The sequence below is a fragment of the Curtobacterium phyllosphaerae genome (assembly GCF_049341865.1).
Taxonomy (GTDB): Bacteria; Actinomycetota; Actinomycetes; order Actinomycetales; family Microbacteriaceae; genus Curtobacterium; species Curtobacterium phyllosphaerae.
The window spans coordinates 344770-361059 of record NZ_JBMPIU010000003.1; the positions used below are offsets into that span (position 1 = coordinate 344770).

Sequence of the window (16290 nt, forward strand, 5' to 3'; positions counted from 1 at the left end):
CCTGTCGGATGCGGGGCCCTTCTGGCGACAGCTCAGACGCCGAAGTACATCTCGTACTCGAACGGGTGCGGGCGCTGCGCGTACGGGAGGATCTCCTTCTCGTACTTGTAGTCGATCCACGTGCGGATGAGGTCCTCGGTGAACACGTTGCCCTTGAGCAGGAACTCGTGGTCCGCCTCGAGGGCCGCGAGGGCCTCCTGCAGGGACGACGGCACCTGGGGGATGTTCTTGGCCTCCTCCGGCGGGAGCTCGTAGAGGTCCTTGTCGACCGGCTCGTGCGGCTCGATCCGGTTCTGGATGCCGTCGAGGCCCGCCATCATCTGGGCGGCGAATGCGAGGTACGGGTTGCCCGAGGCGTCCGGTGCACGGAACTCGATGCGCTTGGCCTTCGGGTTCGTCCCGGTGATCGGGATGCGGATCGACGCCGAGCGGTTGCCGGCCGAGTAGACGAGGTTGACCGGAGCCTCGAAGCCCGGGATCAGCCGGTGGTACGAGTTGATGGTCGGGTTCGTGAACGCGAGGACGGCCGGCGCGTGCTTCAGCAGCCCGCCGATGTACCACCGTGCCAGGTCGGACAGGCCGCCGTAGCCGTTCTCGTCGTAGAAGAGCGGCTCGCTGCCGTTCCAGAGCGACTGGTGGGTGTGCATGCCCGACCCGTTGTCGCCGAACAACGGCTTCGGCATGAAGGTCGCGACCTTGCCCCACTGCTCGGCCGTGTTCTTCACGATGTACTTGAACTTGAGGATGTCGTCCGCCGCGTGGACCATGGTGTCGAAGCGGTAGTTGATCTCCTGCTGACCACCCGTGCCGACCTCGTGGTGCGCGCGCTCCAGCTCGAGGCCCGAGTCGATGAGCTTGAGCGAGATGTCGTCGCGGAGGTCCGCCGTCTTGTCGACCGGCGAGACCGGGAAGTAGCCGCCCTTGTACGCGGTCTTGTTCGCGAGATTACCGCCCTCTTCGCGACGACCGGTGTTCCAGGCGCCCTCCTCCGAGTCGACCTCGAAGAAGCTCGAGTTCTGCTTCACCTCGTAGCGGACGTCGTCGAAGATGTAGAACTCGGCCTCGGGCGCGAAGAACGCCGTGTCCGCGATGCCGGTGGACGCGAGGTACTTCTCCGCCTTCTTCGCCACCTGGCGCGGGTCGCGGGCGTAGATCTCGCCGTTCCGCGGGTTGTAGATGTCGAAGACCATGATCAGAGTGCGTTCGGCGCGGAACGGGTCCACGTAGGCCGTCGTCACGTCCGGGATGAGCTGCATGTCGGACTCGTGGATCGACGCGAACCCGCGGATCGACGAACCGTCGAACAGCTGGCCGACGGCGAAGAAGTCCTCATCGACCGTCGAGGCGGGGATGTTGAAGTGCTGCTGGACCCCGGGGAGGTCCGTGAACCGGATGTCGAGGAACTTGACATCCGTGTCCTTGATGAACGCGAGCACCTCGCTGGAATCACTGAACATGTGGTCGTTCTCCAATGGCGGGTGGTGGGGAGGGAACCAGGAGGCTGCCTCCGACGAGGCTATTGACCCGCGGTTTCCCGGACGTGACTGCGGTGTTTCCGGCGTGTTACGCGGCCGGTGTGCAGCCGTGGGGCGGTGCAGGTGGGGTGCGGTGGGCGGGGTGGTGCGGGTGGCGCGGGTGCGGTGTGGGCGGGGTGCGGCTGGCGCGTGGGTGGGGTCAACTACCCTGGGAGCATGGCACCACGATCTCCGGCATCCTCGGTCCCGCCGGCGTCGGAATGGCCCGGTCGGGAGCTCGGCCTGCCGGCGACGGGCCCGCGGAGCGTGGGGCGGATCGGTCGGCGTGTCGGCGCGATCGCGATCGACTGGGCGATGGCGACACTGATCTGCGTGCTCATCGGCCAGTACGGGACGAAGCTCGGCGGCTTCGTGACCCTGGCGGTCTTCGCCGTGCTGCAGATCGTCTTCCAGGCGTTGCTGAGTGGCTCGTTCGGGCATGTCTGCGTGGGGCTCCGGGTCGTCCCGCTCCGAGGAGGCTACATCGGTGTCGTGCGGCCGATCGTCCGGACGGTCCTGCTGTGCGTCGTGATCCCGGCGGTCATCTTCGACAGGGACCAGCGTGGGCTGCACGACCGGGCTGCCGGAACGGTGCTCGTCCGTCGGTAGCGTGTGCCCGGCCGAGGCTCGTTCGCCGAGTGAGTAGGAATCGTCGGCTGCGGCGTCCCCACCCGACGATTTCTGCTCACTCGTCGTGCAGCGGTGGCCGGGCGGGGCTCGTCTGCCGAGGCTCATCTGCCGAGTGAGGAGGAATCGTCGGCTGCGGCATCTCCACCCGACGATTTCTGCTCACTCGTCGCGCAGCGGGGGCTCCCGAGGCTGCCCGGCTGGGGCTCGTTGGCCGAGTGAGTAGGAATCGTCGGCTGCAGCGTCCCCACCCGACGACTTCTGCTCACTCATCGTGCAGCGGGGGCCGGCCGGGGCTGCCCGGCCGAGGCTCGATGGCCGAGTGAGTAGGAATCGTCGGCCGCGGCGTCCCCACCCGACGACTTCTGCTCACTCGCCGCGCAGCGCGGACTCCCGAGGCTGCCCGGCTGGGGCTCGTTGGCCGAGTGAGTAGGAATCGTCGGATGCGGCGTCCCCACCCGACGACTTCTGCTCACTCGTCGCGCAGCGGGGCCCGGTTGAGGTTGCCCGACCGGGGCTCGTCCGCCGAGTGAGTAGGAATCGTCGGCTGCGGCGTCCCCACCCGACGATTTCTGCTCACTCGGCACGCAGCAAGGGGCCGATCAGCGCGGGCGGCCAGCGCGAGCCCGCATCGGGTCCATGCCCTTCGGGATCGATGCGGCGGGGTTCTGCGTCATCGAGTCGAGGCGGTTCGACACCGCCAGGACCTCGTTGCGGTTGAGCGTCTTCTTGAACTTGTTCATGGCCCGCGGCAGCTTGTGCAACACGAGCTGTCCCTTGTCGTCGCCCACACCGAGCACGTTGATGGCGACATTGGGCACGATCCGGTGCACCTTGCGCTTCTCGTCCTCGAGCAGTCGGGTCAAGTTCCCGGTGTGGCCTTCGGTGATGAGCACGACGCCCGGCGCTCCGACGGCACGGTAGATGGCAGCTTGCGAGCGTGGGTGGACCGCGACGGGCATCTCGCTCGACCGCCAGGTGCGGCGGAGCGAGTTCTTGAGCACCGCTCCGACAGCGCCGGGTTGTCCTTCGATCTGGGAGTAGGCGGCTCGTTCTGCAAGCCGTCCGAGGACGATGAGGAACAAGAGGATGCCGAGCATGACACCGGCGACGATCCACAGCACGATGCCGAACACACCCTGATCGGGCAGGAGCAGGGCGAGCATGACGCCGGCGATGACCGGGATGCCGAACGCCAGCGCGAACCAGCCGATCGAGGTCGGATCCGCTCGCCGGGTCATCTGGAAGACCTGGAACATCTGCTTCAGACGTCCGGGCTCCTTCGCCGCGCTCTCAGTGGTCGTGCTGCGTGCCATGCCGTCAAGGATACGGCTTCTTGGGGGGGACCGCTGCCGCGAGCGTCCCGTTGTGGACGAACGGCCACCGCCCGCCCGCCGGCCGAGGTGCAGGACCGGGATCCCTCCACAGAGCCGCCGACGCGGCATCCGTCCACAGGACACGAACCTCGGGCGGGAGGCGCTGGGCTGGACAGTCACGCTCGTCACCATGACCGAGAAGGACACCGCGAGCAGCGTCGGCCCGAACCCGGGCGCACCGGGGTCAGGCCCGAGCGCAACGGGGTCAGATCCGTGCACGGCGGGGGCGAACCCGAGCTGGACCGCGTGCGCGGACCCCGCTCAAGTCGGCGCGTTCCTCGCCTGGGCGATCCGACGTGCTCGTTCGCCGATGCCACATCTCGCCGCGGTGCTGGCCATCGCGCGGGACGACGACGATCTGCCGTGTGTCCTACTCGACCCCCGAGACGCGATCCCGCTCCGAGACGCTCTCGACCGGATCGGCTCAATGTCCGTGGGCGTTGCCGTGACGCTCACGTTGCCCATGCTCGAGTCGCTCGTGGCGGTCCAGGCGGAGGACGTTCCGCTCGGGACCGTTGCGGAGGATGCCGTCCTCGTCGCACCGGACGGGGCCGTGCTCGTGGCGGACCGGCCACCGGGGACAGAGATCTGGAGCACCGATCCGCCCGGGCGGGACCAGGAACCGACGCGGGCCGTCCTCACGGCATGTCGGACCGTGTGGGACCGGGTCGACCCTCGTGAGCCCGCCCATGACGATGTCCAGGCCACTTTGATGACGGCCCGGATGGCTCCGCGGCCGGCTGCGGGCGTCCCCGCTGTGCACGCGAGCATCCTCGCTGCCGGCGCACCGAGACCGGTCCGGTGGACGCCGCTGCCCGGAGCGGGCGTCGGCGCGTCGACGTCAGAACCTGCGGACCTCTCCGAGCCCGACGGCTTCATCGAACGATCGGCGGCGGTCGTGGCGACCGTCCTCCGACACGGTGTTCCCCTCGGACGAGCGGGGCGCCTCTCGGTGCGCAAGGCGTCGACCGCCGCGATCGTGGTCGTGAGTGCAGTGGTGGGTGCTCTCGTGCTGCTCGGCGCAGTCGGTGGTGGCGGCGGTGAGCGAGCGACGGTCGGCATCTCGGACACGGTGACGGACACGTCAGATGCGACGACTCCCGCACCGCACACGGGATCGGCCCCGCACCTCGTGACGAGGAGCGGGGCCGATCGGTCGGACGGACCTCGGCGACTAGTACCCGAGGTTCGGACCGAAGTTGCCGTCCTCGAGCCGGTTCTTCACCGCGACGAGGTAGCGGGCAGCGTCCGCGCCGTCGATGATCCGGTGGTCGTAGGACAGTGCGAGGTACACCGACGAACGGATCGCGATGGCGTCCGTTCCGTCGACCGTCACGACCGCCGGCTTCTTGAACACGATGCCGGTGCCGAGGATCGCAGACTGGGGCAGGAACACCACCGGGGTGTCGAACAACGCCCCGCGGGAGCCCGTGTTCGTGAGCGTGAACGTGCCACCGGACAGCTCGTCCGGCTTCAGCTGGTTGTCGCGGGTCCGACCGGCGAGGTCGGCGATGCCCTGTGCGAACTGGGCCAAGGTGAGGTCGGCGGCGTCGCGGATGACCGGGGTCAGCAAGCCACGCTCGGTGTCGACGGCGATCGCCAGGTTCTCGCTCGCGGGGTAGACGATCTCGTCGCCGTCGACCGTCGCGTTGAGCTTCGGGTGCGCCTTCAGTGCTTCCGACGCTGCCAGGGCGAAGAACGGCATGAAGCTCAGCTTGGCGCCGGTCTTCTCCTGGAACTCGGCCTTGTTCGCGTCCCGGAACTGGGCGACCTTCGTGACGTCCACCTCGACGACGCTCGTGAGCTGCGCGGTCGACTGCATCGACTGCACGGCGCGCTCCGCCACGACCTTGCGGAGACGCGTCATCTTCTCGCGCGTCCCGCGGAGCGGCGAGACCTCGGCGACGAACGGACCGGACGACGCCGCCGACCCGGTCGTGTTCCCGGTGGCTGCTGTGGCCGAGGCCTTCTCGGCGGCGGCGAGCACGTCCTCCTTGCGGATCCGGCCGCCGACACCCGAGCCGGAGACCGTCGAGAGGTCGACGCCCTGCTCGTTCGCGAGCTTGCGGACCAGCGGGGTGACGTACCCCGAGACTGCGGCGTTCGTGGGGTTCGGCACGGTGGCCGACGGTGCGGACGCGGGAGCGCCGGACGCTGCGGGAGCGGCAGCAGGTGCCGGCGCAGCCGCCGGTGCGGGGGTGGCCGCGGGTGCCGGAGCGGTGACGGGCGGCGGCGGGACGGGAGCCGCAGCCGGTGCAGGAGCGGCTGCCGGGGGAGCGGCCGGTGCCTGCGCCGCTGCGGGCATGGGCTCCTCGGCTGGTGCAGCGGGCGCCTCGGGCTCGGGAGCCGGGGTCTCCTCGTCCTGCTCGGTGCTCGGCGCTGCCTCGGGAGCCTCCGCGTCCGCGGCCGCGGCGTTCGCGTCACCCTGGTCATCCGAGGACGACGAGTCGGAGCCGCCCTGGTCGCCCGACGACGCGTTGCCGTCGCCGATCTTCACGAGTGCGGTGCCGACCTCGACGGTCTCGTCCTCGGCGACCAGGATCTCCTCGACCACGCCCGCGATCGGCGAGGGGATCTCGGTGTCGACCTTGTCCGTCGAGACCTCGAGCAGGGGCTCGTCGACCTCGACGCGGTCACCAACGTTCTTCAACCATCGGGTGACCGTGCCCTCGGTGACGCTCTCCCCGAGCGCCGGGAGGTTGACGGATTCGCTCATCAGGTGGGCTCCTATTCGCAGGCTGTGTTCGTTGTGGTGGTGTCTGTGGTGCGCGGGCACGGCCGCGCGGTGTCCGGTGAGCGCTCCCGGACCGGAGGCCGGGAGCGCTCCGGGTCAGAGTGCGTGCAGCGGCTTGCCGGCGAGGTGCAGGAACGCCTCGCCGAGCGCTTCGTTCTGCGTCGGGTGCGCGTGGACGAGCGGGGCGACGTCCTCCGGGTAGGCCTCCCAGTTCACGGCGAGCTGGGCCTCGCCGATGAGCTCGCCGACGCGGGCACCGATCATGTGGACGCCGACGACGGGGCCGTCGACCACGCGGACGACCTTGATCGACCCGGTGGTCCCGATGATGTGGCTCTTGCCGTTGCCGGCGAGGCTGTAGTCGTAGGAGTCGACCTTGTCGGCGCCGTACTGTTCTTCCGCCTTGGCCTGCGACAGTCCGACCGACGCGACCTCGGGGTCGCTGTAGGTGACCTTGGGGATGTTCTTGTCCTCGACGATGACCGGGTCCAGGCCGGCGATCTCCTCGGCGACGAACATGCCCTGCTGGAACCCACGGTGCGCGAGCTGCAGCCCGGGCACGATGTCGCCGACGGCGTAGACGCCGGGGACGTTCGTCGCGAGTCGCTCGTTCGTGATCACGAAGTCGCGGTCCATCGTGATGCCCTGTTCCTCGTACCCGAGGTTCTGGGTCACGGGTCCACGCCCGACGGCCACGAGCAAGATGTCCGCGTCGAACGTCTTGCCGTCTTCGAGCGTGACGTGCACGCCGTTGTCGGACTGCTCGACACCCTGGAACCGGACACCCAGCGAGAACGCGATGCCGCGCTTGCGGAAGGCGCGCTCGAGCTGCTTCGACATCGACTCGTCCTCGTTCGGGACGAGGTGCGGCAGGGCCTCGATGATGGTGACGTCGACGCCGAACGACTTCCACACGCTCGCGAACTCGACGCCGATCACGCCGCCACCGAGGATCGCGACCTTGTTCGGCACGTAGTCCATCTGGAGTGCGGTCTCGGAGGTGATGACGCGTCCGCCGATCTCGAGCCCCGGGAGGCTCTTCGACGTCGACCCGGTCGCGAGCACGATGTTCTTGCCGGTGACGGTGCGGTCGCCGACCTGGACGGTCGTGGGGGAGCTCAGACGACCCCAGCCCTCGATCACGTCGATCTTGCGAGCCTTGATGAGCCCCTGCAGACCCTTGTACTTCGAGCTGACGATGCCTTCGCGGTACTCGATGACCTTCGGCATGTCGATGCCGGTGAACGCAGCGATGACGCCGTACTGCTCCGCGTCGCGCGCCCCGTCCGCGATCTCGGCGGCGTGCAGGAGCGCCTTGGTCGGGATGCACCCGCGGTGCAGGCAGGTCCCTCCGAGCTTGTCGCCCTCGACGAGCGCCACGCTCATGCCGAGCTCGGCGGCCCGGAGCGCTGCGGCGTACCCGCCGCTGCCGCCCCCGAGCACCACGACGTCATAGGTCTGTTCCGTCACCTGGTGCAACTCCCTCGTGCGCGAGAGGACCGATCGGGTCCTCGTGGACGTCGCTGTCGACGTCCGACGGTCGGACCACCTGGTTCCGGTCCCGTCCCGTCAGTCTGCCGGCGGGCGACCTCGTCGATCTGCCCCGCCGGGTCGACCCTACTACTTGGACTGGAGCTCTTCTGCGAGTGCGATGAGTGTCCGCGTCATGACACCGGTGGGGCCCTTGCCGAGCCAACCGTAGGGGCCGCCCTTGTTCTCCGAGGGCCCTGCGATGTCGAGGTGCGCCCACGGGATCGTCGTGCCGTCCTCGGCGGTCCCGACGAACCGAGCCAGGAACCGACCGGCGAGCAGCATGCCGGCGGCGGGCTGCCCGGGGGTCGCGTTGACCATGTCCGCGACCTCGCTCGCGAGCCGCGCGTCGAGCTCCTCGGGCAGCGGCATCGGCCAGACGGTCTCCGCGACAGACGCGGCCACCGCGCGGACCTGCGCGACGAGGTCGTCGGAACCCATCAGCCCGGTCGTCCGGTCCCCGAGCGCCACGACCTGTGCGCCGGTGAGCGTGGCGACGTCGACGATGGCGTCCGGGTGCTCGAGCGACGCGGCGGCGAGACCGTCCCCGAGCACGAGCCGCCCCTCGGCGTCGGTGTTCGTGACCTCGACGGTCTTGCCGTTCTTCAGGGTGAGCACGTCGCCGGGGCGGATCGCCGAGCCGGACGGCATGTTCTCGGCGAGACACAGCCAGGCGGTGATGCGGACGGCGAGGCCGAGACGCGCGGCGGCGACCGTCGCGGCGAGCACCGTGGCCGCACCGGTCATGTCGTCCTTCATCCCGTTCATGGCCGCGGCCGGCTTCAGCGAGAGTCCGCCGGAATCGAAGGTGATCCCCTTCCCGACGAGCGCGAGGTGACGGGACGCGCCGGCCGGGGAGTACCGGACGACGACCAGCCGCGGCGGCTTCACCGACCCGCGGCCGACTCCGAGGATGCCGCCGAAGCCCTGCTCCTCCAGGGCGTTCTCGTCGAGCACCTCGACAGTGAGGGGAAGACCGTCAGCTGCGTCGACGGCGGCAGCGGCGACGTCCTCCGGTGCCATGTCCGCGGCGGCGGTGTTCACCAGGTCCCGGACGAGCGACACCGCATCCGCGACCACGCCGGGTCGCTCGGTGGCGTCCGGTCGCGCGGCGCCGCTCAGGACGGTGATGTGCTGGTCACCGCGCGTCGGACCGGTCGTGCCGGTACCGCGGTGCCGCGTGAACGTGTAGCTGCCGAGCGCGGCACCCTCGAGCACGGCATCGACCGACGCCGAGCTCTCGACGGGCAGCGCGAGGACGATCGACGATGCGTCCGAGAGCTGGCGGACCGCGCTGCCTGCGGCCGACCGGAGCGCGGCCACCCGCGTCGTGGTGTCGTCGTCATCGCCTCCGGAGCCCAGTCCGATGAGTGCGACGCTCGACGCCGAGACACCGGGAGCCGGGATCCGGACGAGCTGGTCCTTGACACCCCTGACGCCCAGCGAGACCAGGTCGAGATCCTGGCCGAACACCGCGGCAGCATCGATCGGGGTGCCATCCGCGGCCGGCGCGAGGACGGCGGGCGAGCCGTCGGCACCGGGCAGCACGCCGAGTACGAGGACGTCGGCGGTGATCTCGGTGAGTGGTTCGGAGGAGGTGGAGAGCGTCGGTCGGACCATGCGGCAAGCCTATCCAGGCGCTGTTCGCTGACGGCGTGCACGGTGCGCGCGGGGGCGTCAGTCGGCCCCTCTAGCATGGACACGATGAACCATCCCGACGACCTCTACACGCTCGATGCGTCCGGCTCCGAGGTCCCGCCCGGGCTGCACCTCGTGGCCGGGCTGACCGGGTTCGCGGATGCCGGCGGCGCCGTCGCGCAGATCACCGAGTCCTTGGGCGCGGCGCCGGGAGCTCGGCTCGTCGCCGAGTTCGACCCTGACGTGCTCCTGGACTACCGGGCGCGCCGCCCGGTCATCACCTTCGAGCGGGACCACATCAGCGACGTCGCACCAGCCAGGCTCACCCTCCAGCTCATGCAGGACGAGTTCGGGCAGCCGTTCCTCTTCCTCTCGGGGTACGAGCCCGACTTCCAGTGGAACCGGTTCGTCACGGCGGTGGTGGACCTGGCCGAGGACCTGCAGGTGGCGGACACCACGTGGGTGCAGTCGATCCCGATGCCGGTGCCGCACACCCGCCCGATCGGCATCACGGTGAGCGGGACCCGGAAGGACCTCGTCGAGTCGATGAGCGTCTGGAAGCCCGAGACCGAGGCCCCGGCGAACGTCCTCCACCTCGTCGAGCACCGCATGGCCCAGCTCGACCGGTCGGTCACCGGACTGGTCCTGCTCGTGCCGCACTACCTGTCGGACACCGAGTACCCGGACGCCGCCGTCGCTGCCCTGGCAGGCATCGCGGCTGCGACCGGTCTGGTGTTCCCGACGGACCGACTCCGCGAGTCGGGGCGCGACTTCCTCGCGCGGGTGGACGAACAGGTGGGCGGCAACGACGAGCTGGGGCATCTCGTCGCAGCGCTCGAGGAACGCCATGACACGTACATGGCCGGCAACCCGATCGGTTCCCCGCTGACCGGCGTCGACGGCCAGGTCCCGACCGCGGACGCGATCGCGGCGGAACTCGAGCGATTCCTGGCGGACCGACGGCCGGACGGGACCGACGCGGACTGATCGGCGGTCGGACGAGCCAGATGCGAACTGGCCGACGCACCCGGACCGGGTTCCGAGCAGACCGGCGCGCGCAGACCCGGAGCCGCGCGCAGACCCGGAGCCGTGCGCCGCGCGCGAACCCGACGCCGCGTGCCGCCTCCGGCACCGCCCACCGGACCGGAGGCCGTGCACCGCGTCCGGCACCGCCCACCGGACCGGAGGCCGTGCGCCGCGTCCGACACCGCCCACCAGCTGACGGGCAGAGAACAGCGACGCGGACCGCTCAACGGACGGGAGGCCGTGCGCCGGACGTGCTCCGTGCCTCCCCTTCGTGTGTGGATACGCTGGACGCGATGAACTCCCGCCGCTCCTGGATCGTGTGGGGCGTCGCCGTGCTCGCGTACGTCCTCGCGATCCTGCAGCGCACATCCCTCGGTGTGTCCGGGGTCGACGCGCAGGAGCGGTTCGGCGTCACCGCGGCCGTGCTCTCGACCCTGGCGGTGGTGCAGATCGCCGTGTACGCCGCCCTGCAGGTCCCGGTCGGCATCATGCTCGACCGGATCGGTCCCCGCCGCCTCGTCCTCAGCGGCGCCGTCCTGCTGACGCTCGGCCAGGCGGTCGTCGCGCTCTCACCCTCGATCGGTCCGGCCATCGCGGGCCGGGTCCTCGTCGGCGCGGGCGACGCGATGACGTTCATCTCGGTGATCCGGCTGCTGCCCATGTGGTTCTCCGGTCCGCTCCTCCCACAGATCTCGCAGTGGACCGGCAACCTCGGCCAGGTCGGGCAGATCCTCTCCGCGTTCCCGTTCGCGGTGCTGCTGCACGCGGCGGGGTGGACGCCGGCGTTCGGTGTCGCCGCAGCGGTCGGGGCGGTCGGGATCGTCCTCGTCGCCGTGTTCGTCCGGAACGGTCCGATCGTCGTGCGGACCGACGCCATCCCGCTGCCGGGGTCCTGGCGCGGCGCGTTCTCGACCTTCCGGCAGGCGCTCCGGCGACCCGGAACCCAGCTCGGGTTCTGGTCGCACTACGTGACGCAGTCGTCCGGCACCGTGTTCAGCCTGCTCTGGGGCGTGCCGATGCTCGAGAAGGGCCTCGGCTACCCGGCTCCGGTCGCGGCCTCGTTCCTCACGGTCATCGTCGTCGTCGGGTTCGTCGCCGGGCCACTGATCGGCGTGCTGTGTGCGCGGTTCCCGTTCCGTCGCTCGAATCTCGTGCTCGGGATCGTGGTCCTCCTCGGGGTGGTGTGGACGGCGGTGCTGCTGTGGCCGGGGCACCCGCCGACGTGGCTGCTCGTGCTGCTGGTCGTGGCGATGGGGATCGGGGGACCCGGTTCGCTCATCGGGTTCGACTTCGCCAGGACGTTCAACCCGGTCGGGTCGCTCGGGTCGGCGAACGGGGTGGTGAACGTCGGTGGGTTCCTCGCAGCGTTCGTGATGATGTTCTGCATCGGGACGATCCTCGACGCCGCCCACACGGTGACGGGGGCGCCGGTCTTCGCATGGTCCTCGTTCCGGATCGCCTTGCTGGTGCAGTACGTCGTGGTCGGGTTCGGTGTCGGCATGTTGCTGCACACTCGGCGCCGGACACGGGCCCGGATGCACGCCGAGGAGGGAATACGCGTCGGTCCGCTGTGGGTTGCACTCGTTGCACGGCTTCGACGGAGATCGCGGCCCTGATCCCGACCGACGGACGATCGCGGGACGGAGACTCCCGACCGATCCACGATCGCGGGACGGAGACTCCCGACCGATCCACGGTCGGGGTACGAAGACTCCGGACCGGAGGACGATCGCGGGACGGAGACGTGCAATAATGTCGTATGGACCCGTTCTGGGCCCCGCACATCGCAAGGTCGATCCGACCGCGCCGATCGCAGGGGACTTGACATGGGTCCTCATGCTGCCCGGAGCGCCAGACCGAGCGGGGTGGGGGCCGGGTCCGAAGGGGCGTCACGACCCGTGAACGTGACATGACGAGAGAGGTGATCGCAATGGCTGCCCGGAGCACGACGATCGATCCCACCAAGGACACCACGACGACGGCCGAGACGGACGCCGCTGAGACGGACGCGCCCGCATCGAGCGCCTCCGCCCCCAGGAAGCGCGCCTCGAAGGCCAGCGCCACCGAGGCGGCCGGGACGGCGGGCGAGACCGCCGCCGAAGAGACCGGCGCCGACGAGACCGCCGCCGACGAGACCGCCACGACGCCCGCGACGAAGAAGCCCGCCGCCAAGAAGGCGGCTGCGCCCAAGGCGTCGGCAACGAAGGCGGCGACACCGAAGGCAGCGTCGCCGAAGGCCACCCGCGGCAAGAAGGCCTCGGGCGCCGATGGCGACGACGCGGACGACGCCGTCGAGCCGACCGACGCGGTCGAGCCCGAGGACGTCGCGTCCGACGCCGACGACACCGAGGACGACGACAAGGCCACGCCCGAAGCCGCTGCCCCGGCCGGAGCGCTCGTCATCTCGCAGGACGACGACGACGAGGTCCCGGTCTACTCGACCACCATCACCGGTGCGACAGCGGACCCGGTCAAGGACTACCTCAAGCAGATCGGCAAGGTCGCCCTGCTGAACGCCGCCGAGGAGGTCGAGCTCGCGATGCGGATCGAGGCCGGCCTGTTCGCCGAGGACAAGCTCTCCCACGTCACCGGGCTCTCCAAGCAGGAGGAACGCGAGCTCAAGTGGGTCGCGCGCGACGGCCAGCGGGCCAAGTCGCACCTCCTCGGTGCGAACCTCCGGCTCGTCGTGTCCCTGGCCAAGCGCTACACCGGCCGCGGCATGCAGTTCCTCGACCTGATCCAGGAGGGCAACCTCGGCCTGATCCGTGCCGTCGAGAAGTTCGACTACACCAAGGGCTTCAAGTTCTCCACCTACGCCACGTGGTGGATCCGTCAGGCGATCACCCGTGCCATGGCGGACCAGGCGCGCACCATCCGCATCCCGGTACACATGGTCGAGGTCATCAACAAGCTCGCTCGCGTCCAGCGCCAGATGCTCCAGGACCTCGGTCGGGAGCCCACGCCCGAGGAACTCGCCCGCGAGCTCGACATGACCCCGGAGAAGGTCGTCGAGGTCCAGAAGTACGGGCGCGAGCCGATCTCGCTGCACACCCCGCTGGGCGAGGACGGCGACAGCGAGTTCGGCGACCTCATCGAGGACACCGAGGCCGTCGTGCCGGCGGACGCGGTCGGGTTCACGATGCTGCAGAAGCAGCTGGAGAGCCTCCTCGACTCCCTGTCCGAGCGCGAGGCCGGCGTCATCCGGATGCGTTTCGGGCTCGGTGACGGCATGCCGAAGACCCTCGACCAGATCGGCGACACGTTCGGCGTCACGCGCGAGCGCATCCGTCAGATCGAGTCAAAGACGATGGCCAAGCTGCGCCACCCGTCGCGGTCGCAGTCGCTCCGCGACTACCTCGAGTAAGCCGGCATGCGTTTCGTCATCCCGATCCTGATCGGGCGGATCCTCCGTGCCCTCGCGAGAGCGCGGGGCGGCGGGTCCGCCTACCCGGGCTTCATCGTCATGAAGCTCGTCCCGGACTTCCTCCAGCACGTCACGAAGCAGTTCCCGAACGGGATCGTCTTCGTGCTCGGCTCGAACGGCAAGTCGACGACGACGCACATGATCTCCGACATCATGCGGGCGCACGGACTCCGGGTCTTCACGAACCCGTCCGGCGCGAACCTCCCGCAGGGCATCGCGTCCGCGCTGCTCTCCGAGGTCGGACTGACGGGTCGGCTCAAGGCGGACATCGGCATCCTCGAGGTCGACGAGGCCTTCGCGGTCGAGCTCTCCGGGATCCTGCACCCGTCGACGGTCACGATGCTGAACGTCCAGGTCGACCAGCTGTACCGGTTCTTCGAGACCGAGCGCGTCGCGACGATGATGCTCGACACGGCGGCGACCAGCAGCCGCACCGTCGTCACGAACCACGACGACCAGTTCCTCGACGCCTACGTGGGCGGTCCGAGCCAGCGCGTGCTCCGGTTCGGCGCGAGCGAGGCCATCGTGGCAGCCGCTCCGAACGGCCTGCAGAACGCCGACGACTTCGCCGGACCGAGCCAGGATGCCGGCGTCGACGCCCCCGGCGCGACGTCCGCCGACGCCGAGGTCGTCGAGCACAGCGGCGACGGGGCCGTCATCCGGTTCGACGGCACCGACATCCCGGTCCGGCTCCCCGCACGCGGACTGCACTACGCGGTCGACGCCGCCGCGGCGACCGCGACGGCGAGTGCGGCACTCGGTGCGCGGTTCTCCGCGGCGTCCGTGACCTCGGCGTTCCGGAGCATGAAGCCCGCGTACGGCCGTGGCGAACGTCTGCCGATCGGCGACGAGTCCGCGGAGTTCACGATGTTCAAGAACGCCGCGAGCCTGCAGCTGAACCTCGACGCCTTCGACGCTGCGCCGGAGCAGGTCCTCATGGCCATCGACGAGGGCACGCCGGACATCTCGTGGATCTACGACATCGACTTCTCGGCGCTCGACCACGTCGACGTCGTGTCGGGTGACAAGGCCTGGCAGATCGCCCTGGCGCTCGAGCACGCCGGAGTCCGCATCGGCACGGTCGAGCCGGACGTCGAGAAGGCCATCCGGGCGATGCAGGCCCTCGGTCGCACGTCCCGCGGCACGAAGAACTTCATCGTCAACTACGAGATCATGATGATCGCGCGGAAGGCCCTCGGCCACCCCGATCTGGAGAAGACGGCATGAGCGCCGACCGGCTCACGATCCTGCACGTGTACCCGCGCCAGATGGGTGTGTCGGGGGACCGCGGCAACGTGACCGCGCTGGTCGCCCGGGCCGCCGCCGCCGGCATCGACAGCACGGTCCAGACGTACGCACCGGGCGATCCGGTACCGACCGACGCCGACCTCGTCGTCATCGGCAACGGCCCGCTCAGCGCGATGCGGTCGCTCGGCGACGACCCGGCGCGGATCGCAGAGTCGCTCCGCGCGATGCGGGGCAGCGGCGTCCCGGTGGTGGCCGTCGGCGGCGGCTACGACCTCGCCACCCGCGAGGTCGTCGCGACCGACGGCACCGTCGTGTCCGGGCTCGGCGTGTTCGATGCGCGCGCGGTCCGCGGTGCCGCACGTCGGGTGAACTACTTCCTGCTCGACACCCGCTACCCGGGCGTCGGACCGGACCGTCGCGTCGCCGGGTTCGAGGACCACGCGACGACGATCGAGAACACCGACCCGGATGCGGTGTTCGCCGATGTCGTCTCCGGGGGCGGCAACCAGGACGGCTCGACGACCGAGGGCTCCGTCGCTGCCGTGTCGTTCGGCACGCACACCCAGGGCCCACTGCTGCCGTTGAACCCGCACCTCACCGATGCCGTGCTCCGTGCCGCCACGACCCGGCTCGGGGTGGAGTACCACCCCGACCGGACGCAGACCAGCCGGGTCGACGAGTACGCCGCCAAGGCGCGCGCGACGATCGAGCGGTACGTCGACAAGGCCTTCAAGCGCATCTGACGGCGCTCGCCCGCGACGGACGGGAGGCGCTGGGCCGGGCTGGCCCCGCGCCTCCCGTCCGTCTGTCCGCATCGCGCATCCTCGAGCGTCGGGACGACGAAGCGGCCGGCTCCCTGGTGGGGAACCGGCCGCTCGTGCCTCGGCTGTCGGAGGGCGCGCTGCTGCTGTGTCAGCGAGCGTCGTCGTACAGCTTGCTCGTCTCGTCGTGCCACTCGATGGCGGTCGCCGCGAGCTTGTCCTTGAACTGCGCACCGTGGTGGGCGCAGAACAGGAGCTCGCCGCTGGCCATGGTGGCGCGGATGTACGCCTGCGCTCCGCAGCTGTCGCAGCGGTCGGCAGCCGTGAGCTGGTTGCTGGAGAGTTCGTCGATGGAGAGGTCCTGCACGGTCTGGGTCATTGCTGTGCTCCTCATTGATCGGAGGCGGTGCCG

At 70.0% G+C, this 16290-nt stretch carries 12 protein-coding genes; 6 read left to right on the top strand and 6 right to left on the bottom strand.

The window, feature by feature from the left end:
* Nucleotides 1–32: 32 nt before the first annotated feature.
* Entirely contained in the window at nucleotides 33–1457 is a 1425-nt protein-coding gene (glnA, locus tag ACO0E0_RS07260) for a type I glutamate--ammonia ligase (protein ID WP_422870730.1), read from the bottom strand.
* 234 nt (nucleotides 1458–1691) lie between these two features.
* On the opposite strand from glnA, the gene ACO0E0_RS07265 reads away from it, so the two are divergent.
* A complete protein-coding gene (locus ACO0E0_RS07265) occupies nucleotides 1692–2123 on the top strand; it encodes an RDD family protein (protein WP_422870731.1) in 432 nt (143 codons plus the stop codon).
* A 620-nt stretch (nucleotides 2124–2743) separates the two neighbouring features.
* Here ACO0E0_RS07265 and ACO0E0_RS07270 read toward each other — a convergent pair.
* The 4 genes from ACO0E0_RS07270 to ACO0E0_RS07285 all read right to left on the bottom strand — a co-directional run bounded on the left by ACO0E0_RS07270 (nucleotide 2744) and on the right by ACO0E0_RS07285 (nucleotide 9401).
* On the bottom strand, nucleotides 2744–3457 hold the full coding sequence (locus ACO0E0_RS07270; RefSeq protein ID WP_422870732.1) for a DUF4191 domain-containing protein: 714 nt from the start codon (nucleotides 3455–3457) through the stop codon (nucleotides 2744–2746).
* 1234 nt (nucleotides 3458–4691) lie between these two features.
* The gene (gene sucB, locus ACO0E0_RS07275) at nucleotides 4692–6233 is read right to left on the bottom strand and encodes a 2-oxoglutarate dehydrogenase, E2 component, dihydrolipoamide succinyltransferase (protein WP_422870733.1); all 1542 of its coding nucleotides are present in this window, start codon (nucleotides 6231–6233) and stop codon (nucleotides 4692–4694) included.
* 114 nt (nucleotides 6234–6347) lie between these two features.
* Entirely contained in the window at nucleotides 6348–7721 is a 1374-nt protein-coding gene (lpdA, locus tag ACO0E0_RS07280) for a dihydrolipoyl dehydrogenase (protein ID WP_422870734.1), read from the bottom strand.
* A gap of 150 nt (nucleotides 7722–7871) precedes the next feature.
* The gene (locus ACO0E0_RS07285) at nucleotides 7872–9401 is read right to left on the bottom strand and encodes a leucyl aminopeptidase (protein WP_422870735.1); all 1530 of its coding nucleotides are present in this window, start codon (nucleotides 9399–9401) and stop codon (nucleotides 7872–7874) included.
* 84 nt (nucleotides 9402–9485) lie between these two features.
* Between ACO0E0_RS07285 and ACO0E0_RS07290 the strand changes: the two genes are divergently transcribed.
* From ACO0E0_RS07290 to ACO0E0_RS07310, 5 genes are all read left to right on the top strand, one after another.
* Entirely contained in the window at nucleotides 9486–10406 is a 921-nt protein-coding gene (locus ACO0E0_RS07290; RefSeq protein WP_422870736.1) for a proteasome assembly chaperone family protein, read from the top strand.
* Nucleotides 10407–10738: 332 nt separating this feature from the next.
* Nucleotides 10739–12061, top strand: coding sequence for an MFS transporter (locus ACO0E0_RS07295; RefSeq protein ID WP_422870737.1), 1323 nt, complete (start codon nucleotides 10739–10741; stop codon nucleotides 12059–12061).
* 314 nt (nucleotides 12062–12375) lie between these two features.
* On the top strand, nucleotides 12376–13809 hold the full coding sequence (locus ACO0E0_RS07300; RefSeq protein WP_422870738.1) for an RNA polymerase sigma factor: 1434 nt from the start codon (nucleotides 12376–12378) through the stop codon (nucleotides 13807–13809).
* A gap of 6 nt (nucleotides 13810–13815) precedes the next feature.
* Entirely contained in the window at nucleotides 13816–15096 is a 1281-nt protein-coding gene (locus ACO0E0_RS07305; protein WP_422870739.1) for a MurT ligase domain-containing protein, read from the top strand.
* Nucleotides 15093–15860: a hypothetical protein gene (locus tag ACO0E0_RS07310; RefSeq protein ID WP_422870740.1), complete on the top strand. Its 768-nt coding sequence runs from the start codon at nucleotides 15093–15095 to the stop codon at nucleotides 15858–15860. Before ACO0E0_RS07305 ends, ACO0E0_RS07310 begins: the two co-directional genes overlap by 4 nt.
* Before the next feature lie 169 nt (nucleotides 15861–16029).
* Here the strand turns inward: ACO0E0_RS07310 and ACO0E0_RS07315 are convergent, their stop codons facing one another.
* Nucleotides 16030–16257: a DUF7455 domain-containing protein gene (locus ACO0E0_RS07315; protein WP_422870741.1), complete on the bottom strand. Its 228-nt coding sequence runs from the start codon at nucleotides 16255–16257 to the stop codon at nucleotides 16030–16032.
* Nucleotides 16258–16290: the final 33 nt, after the last annotated feature.